This is a genomic window from Microbacterium sp. USHLN186 (assembly GCF_037145155.1).
In the GTDB taxonomy this organism is placed as follows: Bacteria; Actinomycetota; Actinomycetes; order Actinomycetales; family Microbacteriaceae; genus Microbacterium.
On sequence record NZ_JBBCYA010000005.1, the window covers coordinates 1 to 17916 of the forward strand.

Annotated in this window: 21 protein-coding genes; 8 read left to right on the top strand and 13 right to left on the bottom strand. The window is 70.6% G+C overall.

The window, feature by feature from the left end; translation table 11 throughout:
- Positions 1 to 133: 133 nt before the first annotated feature.
- Together WFG93_RS10555 and WFG93_RS10560 are read right to left on the bottom strand one after the other, a co-directional pair.
- Complete coding sequence (locus tag WFG93_RS10555; protein WP_336646311.1) at positions 134 to 535, bottom strand: arsenate reductase ArsC; 402 nt, start codon at positions 533 to 535, stop codon at positions 134 to 136.
- Positions 536 to 544: 9 nt separating this feature from the next.
- A complete protein-coding gene (locus WFG93_RS10560; RefSeq protein WP_336646312.1) occupies positions 545 to 1849 on the bottom strand; it encodes a M18 family aminopeptidase in 1305 nt (434 codons plus the stop codon).
- A gap of 151 nt (positions 1850 to 2000) precedes the next feature.
- Here WFG93_RS10560 and WFG93_RS10565 point away from each other — a divergent pair, with 151 nt between their 5' ends.
- Entirely contained in the window at positions 2001 to 3185 is a 1185-nt protein-coding gene (locus tag WFG93_RS10565) for an HNH endonuclease signature motif containing protein (RefSeq protein WP_336646313.1), read from the top strand.
- Positions 3186 to 3308: 123 nt separating this feature from the next.
- On the opposite strand, the gene WFG93_RS10570 is transcribed toward WFG93_RS10565, so the two are convergent.
- Together WFG93_RS10570 and WFG93_RS10575 are read right to left on the bottom strand one after the other, a co-directional pair.
- Entirely contained in the window at positions 3309 to 3836 is a 528-nt protein-coding gene (locus tag WFG93_RS10570) for an FHA domain-containing protein (protein WP_336646314.1), read from the bottom strand.
- A 54-nt stretch (positions 3837 to 3890) separates the two neighbouring features.
- Positions 3891 to 4304, bottom strand: a complete 414-nt coding sequence (locus tag WFG93_RS10575) for a CBS domain-containing protein (RefSeq protein WP_336646315.1) — start codon at positions 4302 to 4304, stop codon at positions 3891 to 3893.
- Positions 4305 to 4621: 317 nt separating this feature from the next.
- On the opposite strand from WFG93_RS10575, the gene WFG93_RS10580 reads away from it, so the two are divergent.
- Positions 4622 to 5299: a DUF6766 family protein gene (locus tag WFG93_RS10580; RefSeq protein WP_336646316.1), complete on the top strand. Its 678-nt coding sequence runs from the start codon at positions 4622 to 4624 to the stop codon at positions 5297 to 5299.
- Positions 5300 to 5311: 12 nt separating this feature from the next.
- On the opposite strand, the gene WFG93_RS10585 is transcribed toward WFG93_RS10580, so the two are convergent.
- Positions 5312 to 5623, bottom strand: coding sequence for a DUF7882 family protein (locus WFG93_RS10585; RefSeq protein ID WP_336646317.1), 312 nt, complete (start codon positions 5621 to 5623; stop codon positions 5312 to 5314).
- A 66-nt stretch (positions 5624 to 5689) separates the two neighbouring features.
- Here WFG93_RS10585 and WFG93_RS10590 point away from each other — a divergent pair, with 66 nt between their 5' ends.
- Positions 5690 to 6013 (top strand): DUF7882 family protein, encoded by a 324-nt coding sequence (locus tag WFG93_RS10590; protein WP_336646318.1) that lies wholly within the window; start codon positions 5690 to 5692, stop codon positions 6011 to 6013.
- 52 nt (positions 6014 to 6065) lie between these two features.
- On the opposite strand, the gene WFG93_RS10595 is transcribed toward WFG93_RS10590, so the two are convergent.
- Positions 6066 to 6320, bottom strand: coding sequence for a hypothetical protein (locus WFG93_RS10595; RefSeq protein ID WP_336646319.1), 255 nt, complete (start codon positions 6318 to 6320; stop codon positions 6066 to 6068).
- A 277-nt stretch (positions 6321 to 6597) separates the two neighbouring features.
- Between WFG93_RS10595 and WFG93_RS10600 the strand changes: the two genes are divergently transcribed.
- The 3 genes from WFG93_RS10600 to WFG93_RS10610 all read left to right on the top strand — a co-directional run bounded on the left by WFG93_RS10600 (position 6598) and on the right by WFG93_RS10610 (position 9099).
- Positions 6598 to 7482, top strand: coding sequence for an SDR family oxidoreductase (locus WFG93_RS10600; RefSeq protein WP_336646320.1), 885 nt, complete (start codon positions 6598 to 6600; stop codon positions 7480 to 7482).
- On the top strand, positions 7479 to 7790 hold the full coding sequence (locus WFG93_RS10605; RefSeq protein WP_336646321.1) for a hypothetical protein: 312 nt from the start codon (positions 7479 to 7481) through the stop codon (positions 7788 to 7790). The genes WFG93_RS10600 and WFG93_RS10605 overlap by 4 nt, the downstream gene beginning before the upstream one ends.
- 268 nt (positions 7791 to 8058) lie before the next feature.
- The gene (locus WFG93_RS10610; RefSeq protein WP_336646322.1) at positions 8059 to 9099 is read left to right on the top strand and encodes a nitronate monooxygenase; all 1041 of its coding nucleotides are present in this window, start codon (positions 8059 to 8061) and stop codon (positions 9097 to 9099) included.
- A gap of 14 nt (positions 9100 to 9113) precedes the next feature.
- On the opposite strand, the gene purU is transcribed toward WFG93_RS10610, so the two are convergent.
- Positions 9114 to 9977, bottom strand: a complete 864-nt coding sequence (purU, locus tag WFG93_RS10615) for a formyltetrahydrofolate deformylase (protein ID WP_336646323.1) — start codon at positions 9975 to 9977, stop codon at positions 9114 to 9116.
- A gap of 74 nt (positions 9978 to 10051) precedes the next feature.
- Between purU and WFG93_RS10620 the strand changes: the two genes are divergently transcribed.
- Positions 10052 to 10516: a glutaminase gene (locus WFG93_RS10620; RefSeq protein WP_336646324.1), complete on the top strand. Its 465-nt coding sequence runs from the start codon at positions 10052 to 10054 to the stop codon at positions 10514 to 10516.
- Between the two features lie 37 nt (positions 10517 to 10553).
- Here the strand turns inward: WFG93_RS10620 and WFG93_RS10625 are convergent, their stop codons facing one another.
- Positions 10554 to 11270, bottom strand: a complete 717-nt coding sequence (locus WFG93_RS10625; protein WP_336646325.1) for a glutamine amidotransferase-related protein — start codon at positions 11268 to 11270, stop codon at positions 10554 to 10556.
- Between the two features lie 98 nt (positions 11271 to 11368).
- Between WFG93_RS10625 and WFG93_RS10630 the strand changes: the two genes are divergently transcribed.
- Positions 11369 to 14008: an ATP-dependent Clp protease ATP-binding subunit gene (locus tag WFG93_RS10630; protein WP_336646326.1), complete on the top strand. Its 2640-nt coding sequence runs from the start codon at positions 11369 to 11371 to the stop codon at positions 14006 to 14008.
- A gap of 137 nt (positions 14009 to 14145) precedes the next feature.
- Here the strand turns inward: WFG93_RS10630 and WFG93_RS10635 are convergent, their stop codons facing one another.
- The 5 genes from WFG93_RS10635 to WFG93_RS10655 form a co-directional block, all read right to left on the bottom strand.
- Positions 14146 to 14910 carry a LysR substrate-binding domain-containing protein gene (locus WFG93_RS10635; RefSeq protein ID WP_336646327.1) on the bottom strand — a complete coding sequence of 255 codons (765 nt, stop codon included), beginning with the start codon at positions 14908 to 14910 and terminating at the stop codon, positions 14146 to 14148.
- Between the two features lie 79 nt (positions 14911 to 14989).
- Positions 14990 to 15697 carry a helix-turn-helix transcriptional regulator gene (locus tag WFG93_RS10640; RefSeq protein WP_336646328.1) on the bottom strand — a complete coding sequence of 236 codons (708 nt, stop codon included), beginning with the start codon at positions 15695 to 15697 and terminating at the stop codon, positions 14990 to 14992.
- A 173-nt stretch (positions 15698 to 15870) separates the two neighbouring features.
- On the bottom strand, positions 15871 to 16278 hold the full coding sequence (locus tag WFG93_RS10645) for a transferase (protein ID WP_336646329.1): 408 nt from the start codon (positions 16276 to 16278) through the stop codon (positions 15871 to 15873).
- Between the two features lie 99 nt (positions 16279 to 16377).
- On the bottom strand, positions 16378 to 17151 hold the full coding sequence (locus tag WFG93_RS10650; RefSeq protein ID WP_336646330.1) for a DNA-formamidopyrimidine glycosylase family protein: 774 nt from the start codon (positions 17149 to 17151) through the stop codon (positions 16378 to 16380).
- Complete coding sequence (locus WFG93_RS10655) at positions 17144 to 17902, bottom strand: EI24 domain-containing protein (protein WP_336646331.1); 759 nt, start codon at positions 17900 to 17902, stop codon at positions 17144 to 17146. The genes WFG93_RS10650 and WFG93_RS10655 overlap by 8 nt, the downstream gene beginning before the upstream one ends.
- Positions 17903 to 17916 lie beyond the last annotated feature (14 nt).

The window sequence follows — 17916 nt, forward strand, 5'->3', positions numbered from 1 at the left end:
GTTTTGTTTTGGGGGGGGGCCCGCCGGCCCCGGCGCCCCCTCGCCGCCGCGCCCGCCGGGGGCCGCCGCCCCGGGGGCCCCCCCGCCCCCGGGGGGGGGGCCCCCCCCCCCCCCCCCCCCCCCCCCCACGACGTCACCTCTTCAGGGAGATGATGAGTTCGTCGACGCGGCGGCGGATCTCATCGCGGATCGGGCGCACGGCCTCGATCGACTGACCGGCCGGGTCGTCGAGCTGCCAGTCCTCGTAGCGCTTGCCAGGGAAGATCGGACAGGCATCGCCGCATCCCATCGTGATCACGACATCGGCCTGCTGCACAGAATCGACCGTAAGCAGCTTCGGCTCGCCCGCGGCGATGTCGATACCGACCTCGGCCATCGCCTCGATGGCAACCGGGTTCACGACATCCCGGGGTGCCGAGCCAGCCGAGCGCACGTCGATGCGCTCGCCGGCGACGTGCTGCAGGAAGCCGGCGGCCATCTGCGATCGGCCGGCATTGTGCACGCAGACGAACAGAACGATCGGGCGCTCGGTCACGCGGAAGCCTCAGCCGGCGAAGAACGCGCGCGCGACGCGCGACAGGTCGTAGAGGTCGCTCACGCCGGCGAGCTCTCGGGCGGAGTGCATCGACAGGATCGGGATGCCGACATCCACCGTCCGGATGCCCAGTCGCGTCGCCGTGATCGGGCCGATCGTCGACCCGCAGGGCACGGCGTTGTTCGACACGAACTCCTGGGAGGCGACGCCGGCCGCCTCGCACCAACCCGACCATGCGGCCGCGCCGACGGCGTCGGTGGCATAGCGCTGGTTCGCGTTGATCTTGAGGATCGGCCCGGACCCGAGCACCGGCTGCAGGACCGGATCGTGCCGCTGGATGTAGTTCGGGTGCACCGAATGGCCGACATCGCTCGACAGGTGCCACGACGCGGCGAACGCGCGACGCTGCTCGGTGGCGTCGGCCCCGAGCGACGCGTATACCCGCACGAGCACATCCTCCAGGAACGGGCCCGCGGCGCCGGAGCGCGACTGCGAGCCCAGCTCCTCGTGGTCGAATGCGGCGAGCACCGGGATCACCGGATCACTCGCGGTCCCTGAGCCCGTCGAAGGGCGCGTGGCCTCGATCAGCGCGACCACTCCGGCGTGCACCGAGGCGAGATCGTCGAGACGACCGGATGCGAAGAACGCGTCGTCCTTCCCGAACACGGCGCCGCGAGCGGCATCCGCCACCACCGCATCGAAACCGCGGATCTCCGCCGCGTCGACGCCGGCCGAGGCGGCGAGCTCCGCGAGGATGTCGGCGGATTCGGCATCCCCCAGTCCCCACACCGGCTGGGTGCCGGTCTGCTTGTCGAGCGCGAGACCGTCGTTCACGCCACGGTCGAGGTGGATCGCGAGCTGCGGCAGACGCAGCAGCGGGCCGGTCGCCGCGAGCACGACGCGCCCGTCGGCGAGCGCGAGGCGTCCGGCCAGTCGCAGCTCGCGATCGAGCCACGAGTTCAGCAGCGGCCCGCCGTAGACCTCGACGGCCGCCTGCAGCCAGCCGCGCGCGCCGGTGGTCGGCTGGGGCTTGAGCTTGAAGCCGGGGGAGTCGGTGTGCGCGCCGAGCACGTGCACGGGGGTGGTCGCCTGAGCATCCGCGGGCACCACCCATGCGACGGCGGCGCCGTCGCGCACGACGACGAACCGGCCCCCGGCCTGCGCGGGCCACTCCGCCGTCTCGTCGAGGCGCGTGAACCCGGCCTCTTCCAGCCGCCGCGCGACTTCCTCGGCGGCGTGATAGCTCGACGGCGAGGCGGCGACGAAGTCGGCGAGATCGGCGGCATGCGTGTGGGCGGCGGAGACGGCAGGCATGGTCACGAGCCTAATCCGCCCGCCCGGATGCAGCCGCTGCGGTGTCGTCTCCGGCGGCTGCATCTGTCTCGACGGCGACGATGCGAAAAGCGATCTGACCTGGGGACAACCGCCCCGACCGACGTCGGTGGCCCCCGGTTGAATAGAGGGTATGAACAGCATCGCCGCAGTGCTCGCAGAGGTCGCCGAGGACCTCGCGGAAGTGCTGGGCGAGACCGTCCGCGCTGACGCGATCCCCGGTCTGTCCGACGATCAGCTGATGGCGGTTCTGCACGCGTCCGGGGAGGTGCAGCGCCGCCTCGACGCCATCGTCCTCGAGACCGTCGCAGAGCTCGAGGCACGATCCGCCGGGCTGCGCGATGAGCGGCTCACGACACGGCAGGGATGCCGCAGCACCAGCGAGCTGCTGCAGCGCGTACTCGGCGTCGACGCGCGAGACGGCGCGCGCATCGTGAAGGCGTCGGCGGCGGTGCGCCGCCGCATCGACATCACGTCGGGTGCCCCGCTGCCCGCCCGGTGGCCCGCGCTGCGCGACGCCATGCTCGACGGCCGCCTCGGACTCGGTGCGATGCTGGCGGCGACCGGGCCGGTCGAGCAGGCCGGATGCCGCATCGGCGATGCGGACCGGATGCGGGCGGATGCCGAACTCGCCGCGCATGCGAGCGGCGACCCGGCGGATGGTGGCGGCCCGTCGGCGACGCCGGAGGACCTCGGCATCCTCTCCCGGGTGATCGTCACCTACCTCGACCCCGACGGCGCCGAGCCCACCCGCGACCGGGCGATGCGGGAGCGGGCTGTGACGCTCGGCAAGTCGCGCGACGGCGTCGTGCCCGTGCGCGGCGCGCTGCTGCCGGAGGTCGCCGGTCAGCTGCAGCGGCTGTTCGACGCCTACCTGTCACCGCACGTCGACGGGATCGACGAGCCGGTTCCGCTCAGCGTGGCGCACCACACCGCCTGTGCCGGCGGGGTGCAGCGCGTGCTGTTCGACGAGCGCGGCCGCATCGTCGCGATCGGCGTGAGCGGCCGCATCTTCACCGCCCACCAGCGCCGGGCGATTGCTCTGCGCGACCGGGAATGCCTGATCCCCGGATGCCATGTCCCCGCCACGTGGTGTGAAATCCACCATGTCCGCGAGCACGCCAGGGGCGGCCCGACGCACACCGACGGCGGCGTGGCGCTCTGCTGGTTCCATCACCACACCATCGATTCGAGCGAATGGGACGTTCGCATCGTCGACGGCCTGCCCGAGATCCGCGGGCCGGCGTGGTGGGACCGTGAGCGGGAGTGGCGTCGACCGCGCGCGGTGTCGCGGGCGCTCGCGCCGCCCGGCCGGTGAGGGCTCACCCTTCCCGCCGACCGCGACCACGACCTCGTCGCATCGGCAGGACGCGTGAACAGCGTCCGGTATGCGAAGGGCGAGAGGACCGCAGCCCCCTCGCCCTCCTCACCCTCCGGGGGCTCAGCCGTCCTTCACCTCGAGATGCTGCTGCGGATCCGCCTCGTGCTCGCCCTGGTAGTCGGGCCGCAGCGGCTGGGCGGGCTGGTCGTCGAGCTCACCGCCCTCGCGGCCACCGTAGGGGCGTCCGTGATCGGCGAACTCCTCACGTCCGAAGACGAGCGTCCACTCGCCCACGGTGAAGCGCGCGCCGGTGCGCAGGATCTGGCTGCGATCACCGTCGATCCCGTCGCCGGGATCGACGTTCATCTCGCCATCGCCGTGCAACGTGAGCACGTACTCGTCGTTGGCGTCGTGAACGATCGTCGCGTGCACCGGGTCGCCGCCGGGGATGACGAGCGCGCAGTCCGCTCCGGAGCCGATGGTGACCTCGTCTGCCTCCAACGCGAAGCGCATGCGCTCGCTCTCGGGTCCGGTGATGCGCAGGTGCGGGTCGCCCGCGCCCCATTCGGCGTGCGTGGTGGTCGGCTGCTCGCCCTCCTCCTGCGACAGTGTGCGGGTCTGCTCATCGGGGTCGGTGTGGTGTGTCATCGGTCCTCCTCTGGGAAAGGTGTGCGGTAGGCGTCGGGCGCGGTGAAGGGCGCCTCACCGGGAGATGACTTCCACCGTCTCCCCGGTGGTCGCGGGTTCGAGGTGGCGGGCGATGTCGGCCTGGCTGATCATGCCCACCAGGCGTCCCTGCTCCATGACCGGCACCCGGCGGATCTGGTGCTCGCGCATGAGAGCGAGCACCCGCTCGATGTCGTCGTCGGGAGAGGCACTCACCAGGGGGCCGTTCGCGAGGCGCCCGGCGTTCGTCACCTCCGGGTCGAACCCGACCGCCACCGCCTTCACGACGATGTCCCGATCGGTCAACATGCCCATCAGGCGTCCGTCCTCCCCACATATCGGCAGGGCTCCGACATCCAGCTCGCGCATGCGCTCCGCTGCTATCGAGAGCGCGTCGTTCTCACCGATGCACTGCGCATTCGGCGTCATGATGTCCTGCGTTCGCGTCATCGCCCTGTCCCTCTCCCAGTCGTCTCAGTCGGTCATCGATCACTTGCCTCGACCGTAGACAGCGAACCGGTCGGGACTAATGGGGTTGACAGCTCGTCACCTGCTCGTCAAGCCCTTGTCCTGCCGATCGGGTCGTCGCCAGCATCGAGGGAAGCTCGACGGTCAGGAGGAGAACATGTCGCCACAGCACACGGCGCTCACTGCGCCCCCGCTTCACGAGCCCACGCGGGGGCCTCGGATCATGTTCTGGATGTGGATGACGACGGTGGTCGGCGGTTTTGCGGTGATGGCCGCGGTGATCGGAAGCGGGCACTGACATGAAGCGCTTTCTGCGTGACAACGGCCTCAGCCTGTTCTTCTTCGCCCTGTTCGCCCTCGCGCTGATCGGGCAGTCCGTTGCCGGCTACCTCCGCACCCTCGAGGACCTCGCGCAGCACGGCAGGCCGGCGGAGAGCTATCTGTCGTTCGTCTTCTCGAGCGACTTCGTCGTCGACGTCGCCGAGAACTGGCAGAGCGAGTTCCTGCAGTTCCTGCTGTTCATCGCCGCCACCGTGTGGTTCGTGCAGCGCGGGTCTCCCGAATCGAAGAAGCCAGGCGACGAGGGCATCGACAGCGACGAGACGCAGAAGGTCGGCGCGCATGCGCCGGCGGATGCTCCGCTGTGGGCGCGCGTCGCGGGGTGGCGGCGCACCGTCTACGAGAACTCGCTGGTGCTCGTGATGGGAAGCATCTTCCTGATGTCGTGGCTGATGCAGTCGCTGAGCGGCGTGGTGGTGATGAACGAGGAGAACGCTGAGCACGGCGCGGCACCGCTGAGCTGGGGCCAGTACGTCCTCTCGCCGGAGTTCTGGGACCGCACGCTGCAGAACTGGCAGAGCGAGTTCCTCGCCGTGGGCACGATGGTGGCGTTCTCCGTCTTCCTGCGTCAGCGCGGCTCGTCCGAGTCCAAGCCCGTCGGCCTGCCGCACGCTGTCTCCGCCCAGGAATCGGATTGACGCGGCCGGAGTTCAGCGGTCTCCGCCGACGTCTTCGGGAAGCAGGCAGATACCGCCGCTCGTGCTGGCGGAGTTCGCGAGTGCGGCGATCCACTCGGCGCTGAGCTGCGGCGACTCGGGCTCGCAGAACTCGAATCGCAGCGGGATCGACGGGTGCAGCCAGATCGTCGACCGGCCGTTCGGGTCGTTCGCCGGATGCTGCCAGGTCAGCGTGAAGGATTCGTGGCGGCGCAGCTTGGTGGCGATGACGACTTTGAGGTGGGCGAGCGCGCGGTCCTCGATCTCGATCGGCACGGTATTGCCGCCGTAGTAGAGCAGCCCCATCTGGCTAAGCTAGCCCCAGGCCGTCGGAGGACGCCAGAGTGATTCGATGTCGAGAGGTGCACTTCCGTGGGAAAGTTCGTATACGAGGGCTCGGTGAAGACCGAGATCGAAGACCGTGCCCTGACCCACCTGCAGCTGGTGATCACGGCGAAGCTGCGCCGCGGCGAGCCGTTCCCCCTGAGCTGGCGGGAGGACCCGAGCGTCGGCGGCGGGCGCACCACCGTCTGGGTGCAGCCGAGCAGCTCCCTCGTGTTCAAGTACTTCGGCAGCCGGCAGCCGGCGATCAACCGTGCATGGATCGAGGCGCTCGCCTACACCGCGAACACACCGACTGGTCTGCACCTCGTTCCCGAGCCTCCGGAGGACCCTTCGGCCGGCCTGGAGGGCTGACGCTCAGTGCCGCGGTCGTTCCCGACCGCGGCACTGCTGTATGGGGTGGGCGTCAGCCCTGATCACTCGAGCGCTGCTCAGTGTGCACTTCGCCGGAGGGAGCGGACGTGCGCAGGTCGTCGGGTGCGTCGCCGGAGTGCTGCTCCTCGTCGCCTGGCGCGAGGTCACCCTGTCCGTCTTCGCCGAGTTCCGCGTCGAGGGGTACGTCGCCCTGCGTGTCGGGCTCGAGGTCGGGGCGACCGACGGCGGCCGCGTCCTCGGCGGGGATCTCTTCAATGCGGTTCTGCGGATCGCTGTTCTCAGTCATGGTGTCCTTTCTCGCGAGTCGCCAGGATGCCGGACGATGCGTGTGTGGGCACGTCCCTTGACACGCCCGCCAGACGCAGCGCATGGTGGCTGGCCCTGCCCCTCGCATCCGGAACGGCCGTGCCGCCTCTGGCGTCTGCGCCGCCATCCACAGCTGTCAACCCCCTTGGAGACCGCGCCGCTTTCGGGGGATGGTGGTCACACTGGCACAGCTGTCCTGTGCCGTCGATCCCCCATTGGGACTGCCGATGCTTCAGCGGACTGCAGAGAGGCGCAAGATGAGCGACACCACCTCCGATCCCCGCCACCAGCACCACGACGACGCCTTCCCGCCGCAGCAGCAGGACCAGCCGGGGCTGACCGCAGAGACCGATCCCGCTCCGGATCACGGAGAGTCGACGTATCGCGGCCACGGGCGGCTGCAGGGCCGCCGGGCGCTCATCACGGGCGGCGATTCCGGAATCGGCCGGGCGGTTGCGATCGCGTTCGCGCGCGAGGGTGCTGACGTGGCGATCGTGCACCTGCCCGAGGAGCAGCAGGATGCCGAGACCACCCTCGGCGACATCGAGGATGCGGGACGGAAGGGCGTGAGCATCGCCGGAGACCTGCGGGACGAGCAGTTCGCCGAGGACGCCGTCTCCCGCACTCGGGAGGAGCTGGGAGGGCTGGACATCCTCGTCCTCAACGCCGCCTACCAGCACGACATCGACGGCTTCGGCTCGCTGCAGACCGAGCAGATGCGCCGCGTGTTCGACACCAACCTCGGCGGCACGCTGTACACGGCGCGCGCCGCCTATCCCCACCTCGAGGCGGGCGCGAGCATCATCGTGACCGCCTCGATCCAGGCCTTCGACCCCTCGCCCGGCCTGATCGACTACGCCATGACCAAGGCCGCTCAAGTCGCGTTCGTGAAGGCGCTGGCATCCGAGGCCGGCGAGCGTGGCATCCGCGTGAACGCCGTCGCTCCCGGACCCATCTGGACGCCGCTCATCCCCGGCACCGGCTGGGACGAGAGCAAGGTCGAGCAGTTCGGCAGCGATACGCCGCTGGGCCGCGCAGGACAGCCCGCTGAACTGGCGGGAGCATATGTGTACCTGGCCTCTGACGAGTCCTCGTACACCTCGGGCAGCGTTGTCGCTGTGACAGGAGGTAAGGCGCTGTGAGTGTCACCATCTCGGACGTACCGATACCGGCGAGTTCGCACGGGGACTGGGAGCTGACTCCTCTCGGGCGGGACAGCTGGCGCATCTGCGACCCCGCCCGGCGCCGTGCGGACGCCGACTGCCTGATCGCCTACGTCGACCGCTCGCCCACCGGCGTGCTCGACGTGCTGTGGCTGCGCACGCCGTGCCCGCGCACCACGCGATTCCGCGGCTTCCGGCAGCTCTTCGAGGCGCTCGACCTCGCTGTCGCTAACGCCTCGGACCGCTCCAAGAAGCCTTCGCCGATTCCGCGTCGACCGCCGCTCTGAGCAACGGCTCGCTGCTGTGGTACGGCTCCGGTGGCGGAGCCGTGCAGCAGCGAAGCGCTCGGATCCTTCGTCCGGGCGCTTCGCTCTGGGGTGCCCCGCACTGCGCGGTTGGGGGGAGGGGACGCGCAGCGCGAGCTGAGGTCACGCTAGGTCGGCCGATCCGATGCACACAGGGGGTTGACGCGGCGGCCGGATGGTGCGGGTGACGCTCCACAGAGCCCCGATCCCGGAATGACGCACTGCAGCCGGACGGGCGTAGCCTCGAACCATGAATGACCTGTGCGACCTGCTCGGCATCCGGCATCCGATCGTGCTCGCCCCGTTCGGCGGGCTCTCCTCGATCCCCCTCACCGCCGCCGTCAGCTCCGGCGGCGGTCTCGGGTCGTACGGGCTGTACGGCTACGACGGGGCGCGCATCGCGCAGACGACCGATGCGCTCCGCGCCGCGACCTCTGCGCCCTTCGCATTGAACATCTGGCTGCCCACCGGCGACGAGGTCGAGCCGGCTCCCGAGCACGAGGGGTACGCCGCCGCGCTGCGGGCTTTCTACGACGAGGTAGGCATGGCCCCGCCCGAGCGTCCCGAGCGCTACCTGCCCCCTCTCGACGAGCAGCTCGACGCGATCTGGGCGGCGTCCCCGGCGGTGCTCAGCGTCGTCTTCGGCGTGCCTTCTGCCGCTGTGGTCGAGCAGGCGCATCGGCGCGGCATCCGGGTGCTCGGCACGGCGACCACGGTCGCGGAGGCGCGCGCACTGGCCGCCGGCGGTGTGGACGCCGTGGTCGCGACCGGCATGGAGGCCGCCGGCCACCGCGTCTCATTCCTGCGGCCAGCGGAGGACTCGCTGGTCGGCCTGATGTCGCTGCTGCCGCAGGTCGTCGACGCCGTCGACGTGCCGGTCATCGCCGCGGGAGGCATCGCGGACCGGCGCGGGGTGGCCGCGGCGTTCGCGCTCGGCGCGGCCGGAGTGCAGGTCGGCACCTCGTTCCTGGCGGCGGCGGAATCTGCGGCGAATGAGGCGCATCGCGTCGCCATCCGCAGCACCCCCGCGGATGCCAGTGTGCTCACCCGGGCGATGAGCGGACGCCTCGCGCGCGGTGCACGCAATTGCGCGGTCGCTGAGATCGAGGCATCCGGGGCGATCGCGCCGTTTCCCGCACAGAACTGGCTGACCGGGCGCTTCCGCGCCGTGGCCGGGGAACGTGGCATGGGCGAGCTTCAGTCGCTGTGGCTCGGGCAGTCCGCGCCCCTCGCGCGCGGCGGCACGGCCCACGACGTGCTCGCCGAGCTCGTCGCCGGCGTCCCGGGATGAGACCGGATCGTGGGCTAGAGGATGACGGTGGAGCGGCCGTGCACGATCACCCGGTCCTCGGCGTGCCACTTCACCGCCCGGGCGAGCACGTAGCGCTCGACGTCCGCACCGCGGCGCTGCAGCTCAGCAGCTGATTCGGCGTGCGTGACCCGGGTGACGTCCTGCTCGATGATCGGGCCCTCGTCGAGATCGGCGGTGGCGTAGTGCGCGGTCGCGCCGATCAGCTTCACCCCGCGCTCCTTCGCGCGCGCGTACGGGTTCGCGCCGATGAACGCCGGCAGGAACGAATGATGGATGTTGATCACCGGCGCCCCGAGAGCGGTGATGAACTCGTCGCTGAGGATCTGCATGTAGCGCGCCAGCACCACGAGATCGACGTTGCCGTGCAGCAGCTCGAGCTGCCGCCGCTCCATCTCCGCCTTCGCGTCATCGCCCGTGCCGCGCGGGATGTGCACGAACGGCACCCCGAACGACCGCACGGACTCGGCGAGATCGGGGTGGTTCGAGACGACCATCGTGATGTCGATGTCCAGCTCGCCGCGCTGGGTGCGCCACAGCAGCTCGAGCAGGCAGTGATCGTACTTCGACACGAAGATCGCGACCCGCTTGCGCTTGGCGGTGTCGTGCAGCGACCACTCCATGCCGAAGCGCGCCGCGACCTCGCCGAGAGCGTGCTCGAGCGCGGGCCGCTTGGCCGCCAGCCCGTCGAGATGGATGACGGTGCGCTGGAAGAAGCGGCCGCCCTCCTCGTCGGTGGAATGCTGATCGAGCGAGATGATGTTCGCGCCGTGCGCCGCGAGCACTCCGGCGACGGCGGCGACGATGCCGGGCTGGTCGTCGCAGGCGATGAGAAGGCGCGCGGTGTCGGTATGCGGCATGGATGCTCCTGAGCTGGGTATCCCTTGATTCTGCCCGCATCGTGCGCGCGGATCCCAATCGTTACCCTGGTCGGATGAGCACCACTGCGGATCTGCTGGCTGACGCGCGGCGCCGGCTGGCCGGGGTGACGCCGGAGAGCCTCGGGCGGGAGCGCACCTCGCGCTGGCGCGGTGCGCGCATCGTGCGCGCGGGGCGGGCCTGGCACCTCGGCGTGCTGCTGCTCACCGACGACGGCGTGCTGGCCACAGCCGAGATCCTGCGCGCGGCGGCGCCCGTGCGCCGTGGCTACACGGCCGAGTCGGCGAGAGCGCGAGCCGATCGGCGTGCGCAGGCGCGCCGCGGCGGCTTCGCGGAGGGCGAGACCGTGCACGTGGGCTGGCGGATGCTGGACGTCGCCGCAGCGGACGCCGGCGGGGTCTCCGGACCTCTCGCGCTGATCGACGGGGTGCCCAGTGTGCGCTGGGCGCCGGGCGGTGCGTTCGTCCCGCTGGCCGGGTATCTCGACGAGCGCATCGCCCTCGCCCTCGGGCAGGACTGATGGCCCGGGCGACTGACGCTCGGCCTCGGCCGCCGGGTCAGTCGCCGAGCAGCAGCGGGAAGCGCGCGAGCAGCTCGTCGCCCTGCACCGTGGCGGCGAGCACGGCGCGCTCGGTCTGCTGGTAAGCGGTCGGATCGAAGTAGCCGGATGCCCGGTACACCGCCATCCGGTCGGCGAAGTCCTGCGGTGAGGCTTCCGGGTGGAACTGCGTGGCGTACAGCCGGTCACCGACGCGGTACGCCTGCACGGTGCAGGCGTCGTTCGTGGCGAGCAGGACGGCTCCCGGGGGAGTGTCGAGTGCGGCTTCCTTGTGCGCGGTGAACACCGACAGCTGCGGAGCGCTGGGGCCGAACAGAGCATCGGCGGCACCGGCCGCGGTGAGGTGCACGGTGGTGGCACCGGCGAGCTCGGGCTGCCCGGTGTGCACGTCCCCGCCCAGCATCCGCGTGACCACTCCGATGCCGTAGCAGGTGAACAGCGCGGTGGCCGCATCATCGAGCGCACGGGCCGCGATGCGCTCGAGGTCGTGCTCGACGGCTCGCTGGTACTCGCTCTTGTCGGTGTCGGTGACGTTGAACGGAGAACCGCCGACCACGAACCCCTCGTATCGCTGCCACTCGACGGTCTCCAGTGACGCGTGCAGCAGGTCGATGCGATCCAGCGTGGCCACGCCGAGGCCGCGTCGGAACGAGCGGTGCTCAGCGTCGGCCGCGCTCCGCTCGGGGCGCACGCACACATACAGCACCGAGGACATGGGCCGAGTCTATTGCCCGGTTTGACGACGGCCGGGAATATCCGTCATCATCTGATGTTGAAGTTGACAGAAGTACACTCAACTTTGAGAGGAAAGCAATGCCCAACGACTTCACCGAGGCAGGTCCGGGCTCGTTCGACGAGTTCCTGGCCCGCTATCTCGCGGGTGAACAGGGCCGGCGGGCTCGATCGATCGACCTGAGCCGGTTCCTCACCGCACGCACCCAGCAGATCCTGCAGCGCGCCGGAAGGTTCGCGCTCGAGCGCGGCCAGACCGAACTCGACGCGCTGCACGTGCTGCGCGTGATCATCGACGACGACGCCGTGGCGCAGGCGATCCGCCACATCGGCGTCGCCCCGCAGAGCATCGCGGCCGCTGCCGAGGCCAGCCTGCCCATGCCCGCCGCGGCGGCAGGACAGGACGCGGCAACCATCACGCCGGGTGCCAGCCGTGCGCTGTTCCACGCCTACCAGGTGGCGCGTTCGTCGGGGGCGACGTACATCGACCCCGAGCACCTGTTCTTCGCGCTCGTGCTGGGACAGGACGTTCCCGCCGGGCAGATCCTGGCGCGCGCCGGCGTGACCGCTGAGGCCCTCACCCAGAGTCTGCGCGAGCCGGTCACCGCCGCAGGCGAGCCGGGCGGCGCCGAGAGCGCCGACGGCGCACCGGCATCCGACACCCCCCTGCTCGATCAGTACGGACTCGACCTCACCGCGCGCGCCCGTGCCGGCGAGCTCGACCCGGTCATCGGACGCGCCGAGGAGATCGAGCAGACCATCGAGATCCTCAGCCGCCGTACCAAGAACAACCCTGTTCTCATCGGTGAGGCGGGCGTGGGCAAGACCGCGATCGTCGAGGGGCTCGCCCAGGCGATCGTCGCCGATGCGGTGCCGGCCCAGCTCAAGGACCGTCGGGTGATCTCCCTCGATCTGCCCGCCATGCTCGCCGGTGCCCGCTACCGCGGCGACTTCGAGGAGCGCCTGACCAAGACGATGGACGAGATCGCCGGCCGCAAGGGCGAGGTGATCGTGTTCATCGACGAGGTGCACACGGTCGTCGGCGCAGGAGGTTCCGGCGAGAGCGGCGGCATGGACGCCGGCAACATCCTCAAGCCGCGTCTCGCGCGCGGAGACCTGCACCTGGTGGGTGCGACGACGCTCGCCGAGTACCGTCGCATCGAGAAGGACTCCGCGCTGGAGCGCCGATTCCAGCCCGTGAGAGTCGCCGAGCCGTCGATCGACGACGCGGTGCGGATCCTGGAGGGACTGAAGCCCGCCTACGAGCAGCACCACGGCGTCAGCTACGACGACAGCGCCATTCGTGCCGCCGTCGAGCTCAGCGCGCGCTACCTGCCCGACCGGGTGCTGCCTGACAAGGCGATCGACCTGATCGATCAGGCCGGCGCGCGTCTGCGCCTGCGTCTGGGCGTCGTTCCGGACGTCTCGGCTCTTATGGCCGAATTGGCCGACCTGGAGTCGCGCAAGAACGCCGCCGTCGCCGCCGAGCACTACGAGGAGGCCTCGCGTCTGCGCGATGAGATGGCCGCCGTGCAGGGCCGGATCGACGCCGTCGGTGCGCGCTCAGCCGCCGGGGCGGATGCCGGCGCGAAGGCGGGCACCTCGGTCATCGAGCCGGCCGTCGAGCCGGTCGTCGAGCCGGTCGTCGACGAGTCGCAGATCGCGGCGGTGATCTCTCGTGCCACCGGCATCCCGATCAGCCGACTCACCGAGTCCGAGCGTGACCGGCTGAGCGACCTCGAGGCTGACCTGCACGCGCGCGTGATCGGTCAGCACGACGCCGTCGCCGCGGTGGCGCGCGCCGTCCGCCGCAGCCGCACCGGCATGGGCGACGCGCGGCGCCCGGTGGGGTCGTTCCTGTTCCTCGGCCCGACCGGCGTGGGCAAGACCGAGCTGGCGAAGGCGCTCGCCGATCGGGTGTTCCCCTCCGGCGGTTCCGGCGGTTCGGGACCGGCCGCCGAGAGCGCGGTGATCCGCTTCGACATGAGCGAGTTCGGCGAGCGGCACATGGTGTCGCGTCTGGTCGGTGCTCCTCCGGGATACGTCGGCTACGACGAGGCCGGACAGCTCACCGAGAGGGTGCGGCGCAATCCGTACTCGATCGTGCTGTTCGACGAGATCGAGAAGGCGCACCCCGATGTGTTCAACCTGCTGCTGCAGGTGCTCGACGATGGGCGCCTGACCGACGGGCAGGGGCGCACGGTGGACTTCCGCAACACGGTGATCGTGATGACCTCGAACATCGGCTCGGAGTTCCTCGCTTCGCGCTCGGGCGCGCTGGGGTTCGTGGCGTCGCAGGATGCCTCGGCGAACGGCTTCGCCTCGCAGAAGGATCTGCGCGACCGGGTGATGGGCAAGCTGCGTGAGGCGATGCGACCGGAGTTCCTGAACCGCATCGACGAGATCGTGCTGTTCCAGAAGCTCACCCAGGAGGAGCTGGGCCGGATCGTGCGGCTGATGCTGCAGGCGACCTCGCAGCGCCTCGGCGCGCGCGAGGTGACATTCGAGGTCACGGACGAGGCGGTGGCATGGCTCGGCGAGCACGGCTACGAGCCGGAGTACGGGGCGCGGCCGCTGCGGCGGCTGATCCAGCGCGAGGTCGACGACCGGGTCGCGGATCTGTTCGTCTCGGGTGCGCTCAGCGACGGCGGGCGTGTGCGAGTGGATGCCGTCGCCGGTGCGCTCGCCGTGACGGCCGCGGCGCTGGCCCCCGCAGCCTGACCCGCCCCGCAACCGCCCCCCCGCACCCCCGGGAACCGCCCCTTCCTCCGGTATGACTTTCTGCCGCCTCCCCGGCCTCTAGGCGGCACGAACTCATACCGGAGCGAGGGGCGGTGGTGGGTGAGGGGAGGAGGGGGTCACCGGGAGGAGTTGGGGGTGCGACCGCGCACGATGCCGATGAACGTCTCGATGTCGGGCGTGGTCGCCTCGCGACGCCAGGCGAGCGCCACGGTGGATGCCGGCCCGCCCCGCAAAGGGCGGTAGCCGGCATCCTTGCGTTGGTGCAGACGCGCGAGCGACATCGGCACGACCACCACGCCCACGCCGGTCGCGGCGGTCACGATCGCCTCTTCGGTGCTCGCCAGCGTGGCGAACCGCGGTGCGATAGTGGGCAGCCCGAGGGGGCCGAGCACGTCGTCGCCTGGAGTGATCAGCACCTCCCCGGCCAGATCGTCGGGGGTGAGCTCGTCGGCCGCGAGCAGCGAGGAATCCGCGGATGCCACGACCACGGCCAGCTCGTCGTAGAGCGGGATCGCATGCAGATCATCGGGTTCGGCGAGCGGAAGCCGCACCAGGGCGGCATCGAGATCCTGCAGCGCGGCGCGCTGCCCGGCGACGCTGATCGGCACCAGCTCGATCTCCACGTGTGGCATCCGCTGCTTCCAGGCGTCCACCCATCGGCCGGGCGTCGCGCCCGGGATCACGCCGAGCCGGAAGGAGCGGGGCGTCTCGTCGATCGGCGGGATGGCCTGTCCGCCGCCTTTTCGGCCATCGGCTTTCCTGCCGCCGGACTTCTGCCCGCCGGCCTTCTGCGCGCCCGCCTTCTGCGCGCCGGAGCGCGACGCGGGACGTCCGGGCTGCGGGCGCCCGCCCCGGGAGGCCCGGCGTCGGTCGTTCTTCACCGGTTCAGCGTAACCGCCGCAGTCGCGCTCGTCGGCCGCGCCTCCGCACGGCCGACCGCTGTCAGGGTCGCGTCTGCGGTCAGTCCCGAGGCCGGATGGCCACGCAGCAGCGTCCGACGTGCGGCTCCAGGCATGCCCGCAGATCGTCACGGTCCAGTCCCTCGAGCACACCGCCCAGCAGCGCCAGATTCGCCGAGCAGATCAGCTGAGTGTGATCGCGCGCAAGGGAGTCGAACGGGCAGTTGCCCAGCACGGTCGCCTCACCGTCGTGCCGCGGTTCGTAGCCGTGTGCGGCGAGCACCGCCCTCAGACGGTCCGGCGCAGGTTCGGTCTGCACGCGGGATTCGTCATCCTCTTCGCGCGCGCCGCTCGGGGTGGATGCTGCGAGCATGCGACCCTCATCGTGCGCGGCTTCCCGCACCGCATCGCGCACCGACTCCGCGTGGTCGGCGCGCTCGATCGCTTCCGCGAGCACGCGACCGACGAGGTCGTACCGCCGTTCCGGCAGGGAGACACTCACCGTCCCGGGAGCGCGCCGATACAGCTTCGCGGGTCGTCCCGCGCCGGGGCCGGTGCGTCCGCTCAGCCGCCGGAACTCGGTCTCGAGCAGCCCCGCCTCCACGAGCTTGTCGAGGTGGAAGCGCGCCATGTGCGCCGGGATGCCGATCGCCGCGGCCGCTCCCTCGCGGGTGACTGCATCCGGCTGCGCGACCACGTGCTCATACAGCGCCCGCCGCGTCTCGTCGGCGAGAGCGCCGATGCGCGACGCCTGCGCGGTGATGTCCATGGTCGCTTCCCGGGCCTGAGACGAGCGTCGACTCGCCGATCTCTATTTCAAAGCTTAGCTTCTTTTAGAAGTTGCGGCGAGGTCTTCCGGCCGCCGGTCCGGAGGGGCAGAAAGTGGTCGGACAGCAAGACGTCCGCCCACCGCTGATGGTGAACGGACGCTGTCGCCGAGTCTCAGGCCGCCAGCCAGAGACCCTTCTGGTCGCTGATGATGGTGAGTCCCGGAGCCACGCTCTCATCGTGACCGATCCGCGTGCCGCGCGCGACGTGCGCTCCTGCGCCGATGTCGGTGCGAACGCCGATCCAGGCGTTCTCGCCGACCGCCGCTCCGGCGCCGATGTGCGCGTGCGCGTCGATCCGCGCGTTCTCGCCGATCACGGCGTCAGGTTCCACCCACGCGCCGTGCGCGACCCGTGCTCCGGCGCCGACCCGCGCTCCGGGTTCGATGTACGCGCCGGCTTCGATGAGGGCCTTGGGGTGCACCTTCGCTCCGTGCGCCACGAGGCCACGTCCGTTGGCGTGCTTGCGGTATCGCAGAGTCGCGCCCTGGTCGTCTTCGATGTCGATGTAGTTCTTGCCCACGTTTCCTCCCGTTCTCCGGGTTGCTCCGTATATCTACAACCGCTCCCCTCGCGCATTCATTCCCATCTGGGGATGTCACTGAGCCGGGGGCCGCCCTGCTCAGCGCTGGCAGTTCGGACACCAGAACGTGATGCGCTCCCGGGTGGGATCCGCTCCGATCTCGCCACGTCGGATCAGCGTCCCGCAGCGCCGGCACGGCCGTCCCGCCCGGCCGTATACCCAGTCGGTGAAACCGCGACGCGCTCTGCCCGTGAACGTGCGATCGACGCGATCGCGGTTGGCGCGCAGAGTACGCGCACCGAGCTCGATGAGCGCCGGCACATCGACCTCCGGCGTGGGGGTGGTCGGCAGCACCCCGCGCAGGAACAGCAGCTCTGCCGCGTACTCGTTGCCGAAACCGGCGACGTTGCGCTGGTCGAGGAGAGCGACGTGGATGCTGCGCGTATCGCTGCTGAGCCGACGCACCGCCTCCGCGGCATCCCACTGCTCCGAGAGCGGATCGGGCCCGAGATGACCGACCAGTTCCTCCTCGTTGCGGGTGGGCACCAGCTCGACCTCGGCGAGATCGATCCCGACCGCCTCCTGCGCCGCGGTGCCGACGATCGCCCGCACCTTGAACGCCGGATGCCGCCACCGCTCACCCGGCCGGTACAGCAGCCAGGCGCCGTCCATGCGCAGATGGGAATGAAGCGTGAACTCACCGATCCGAGCCAGCAGATGCTTGCCGCGCGGCACGATCTCGTGAACGGTCTGACCGGTGAGGTCGGCAGTGGCGAACCGCGGCACGCGCAGATCGAAGCGGGTCACCTGCTGTCCGTGCAGCGCCGCATCCAGGCGGTGCGCGGTCCGGTAGACCGTATCGCCCTCAGGCATGGCGCACCGGGGCGGGGGAGGGATGCCCGGCGAGCAGGTCGCGGGCCAGCAGCGTCGCCGCGGCGACGGCGGTGGGCATGATGAACACCGCGCCGAGCGGCACCAGGAAGCACAGCTGCGTGGCGGCACCGAAGCCGAGCAGGCGTGCGCGGTGCGCGGCGAACAGGTGCGATCGCTGCCGAGAGGGGATGTCGCGTGCGTTCAGCGCTCGCCCGGTGAGCTCGCGAGCGAGCAGTCGTCCGCTGAGCAGCACGCTGGTGATCGCCGCCAGAGGTGCGCCGATGAGGGGGACGAACCCGACGACGAGGGCGAGCACGGCCACGAGGACACCAAGCGCGATCAGTCGAATGCTCTCGCCGAGCGCGACCAGGAATCCGCCGTCGCCCTCGGGCACATCGCCGCCCAGGTCGGTCTCGACCGCCCGCCAGATGCGCTGGTAGAACGGGTCGCCGATGAGCAGAGTCAAGGCGGTGAAGGTGATGCTCGCGAGCACCACGGCGGCCAGCGCGATGATCAGCCCGAGCGCGCTGCGCACGGCGTTCTGCCAGAACGGATCCCAGGAGTCCGCGAACGGCGTCGCCCATGCCACGACCGTGCCCAGCGACAGCAGCAGGGGGATCAGCACGGCCGCGAGCAGCGCCAGCGCGAGGAGCGCGGGGACGAGACCCAGCGTCATCATGCCCGGTCGTCGGCGCCAGTACGCGAATCCGCGCCCGAGGAAGCGGATGCCGGTGAGGAACTCGCTGAGCATGATCAGAGCCAATC

What these genes read in the sequence shown, in the direction of transcription:
- WFG93_RS10560 (WP_336646312.1), bottom strand. Translation starts at nt 1,849, where the DNA reads ATGCCTGCCGTCTCCGCCGCCCACACGCATGCCGCCGATCTCGCCGAC.
- WFG93_RS10565 (WP_336646313.1), top strand. Translation starts at nt 2,001, where the DNA reads ATGAACAGCATCGCCGCAGTGCTCGCAGAGGTCGCCGAGGACCTCGCG.
- WFG93_RS10570 (WP_336646314.1), bottom strand. Translation starts at nt 3,836, where the DNA reads ATGACACACCACACCGACCCCGATGAGCAGACCCGCACACTGTCGCAG.
- WFG93_RS10575 (WP_336646315.1), bottom strand. Translation starts at nt 4,304, where the DNA reads ATGACGCGAACGCAGGACATCATGACGCCGAATGCGCAGTGCATCGGT.
- WFG93_RS10580 (WP_336646316.1), top strand. Translation starts at nt 4,622, where the DNA reads ATGAAGCGCTTTCTGCGTGACAACGGCCTCAGCCTGTTCTTCTTCGCC.
- WFG93_RS10585 (WP_336646317.1), bottom strand. Translation starts at nt 5,623, where the DNA reads ATGGGGCTGCTCTACTACGGCGGCAATACCGTGCCGATCGAGATCGAG.
- WFG93_RS10595 (WP_336646319.1), bottom strand. Translation starts at nt 6,320, where the DNA reads ATGACTGAGAACAGCGATCCGCAGAACCGCATTGAAGAGATCCCCGCC.
- WFG93_RS10600 (WP_336646320.1), top strand. Translation starts at nt 6,598, where the DNA reads ATGAGCGACACCACCTCCGATCCCCGCCACCAGCACCACGACGACGCC.
- WFG93_RS10610 (WP_336646322.1), top strand. Translation starts at nt 8,059, where the DNA reads ATGAATGACCTGTGCGACCTGCTCGGCATCCGGCATCCGATCGTGCTC.
- purU (WP_336646323.1), bottom strand. Translation starts at nt 9,977, where the DNA reads ATGCCGCATACCGACACCGCGCGCCTTCTCATCGCCTGCGACGACCAG.
- WFG93_RS10620 (WP_336646324.1), top strand. Translation starts at nt 10,052, where the DNA reads ATGAGCACCACTGCGGATCTGCTGGCTGACGCGCGGCGCCGGCTGGCC.
- WFG93_RS10625 (WP_336646325.1), bottom strand. Translation starts at nt 11,270, where the DNA reads ATGTCCTCGGTGCTGTATGTGTGCGTGCGCCCCGAGCGGAGCGCGGCC.
- WFG93_RS10630 (WP_336646326.1), top strand. Translation starts at nt 11,369, where the DNA reads ATGCCCAACGACTTCACCGAGGCAGGTCCGGGCTCGTTCGACGAGTTC.
- WFG93_RS10640 (WP_336646328.1), bottom strand. Translation starts at nt 15,697, where the DNA reads ATGGACATCACCGCGCAGGCGTCGCGCATCGGCGCTCTCGCCGACGAG.
- WFG93_RS10650 (WP_336646330.1), bottom strand. Translation starts at nt 17,151, where the DNA reads ATGCCTGAGGGCGATACGGTCTACCGGACCGCGCACCGCCTGGATGCG.
- WFG93_RS10655 (WP_336646331.1), bottom strand. Translation starts at nt 17,902, where the DNA reads ATGCTCAGCGAGTTCCTCACCGGCATCCGCTTCCTCGGGCGCGGATTC.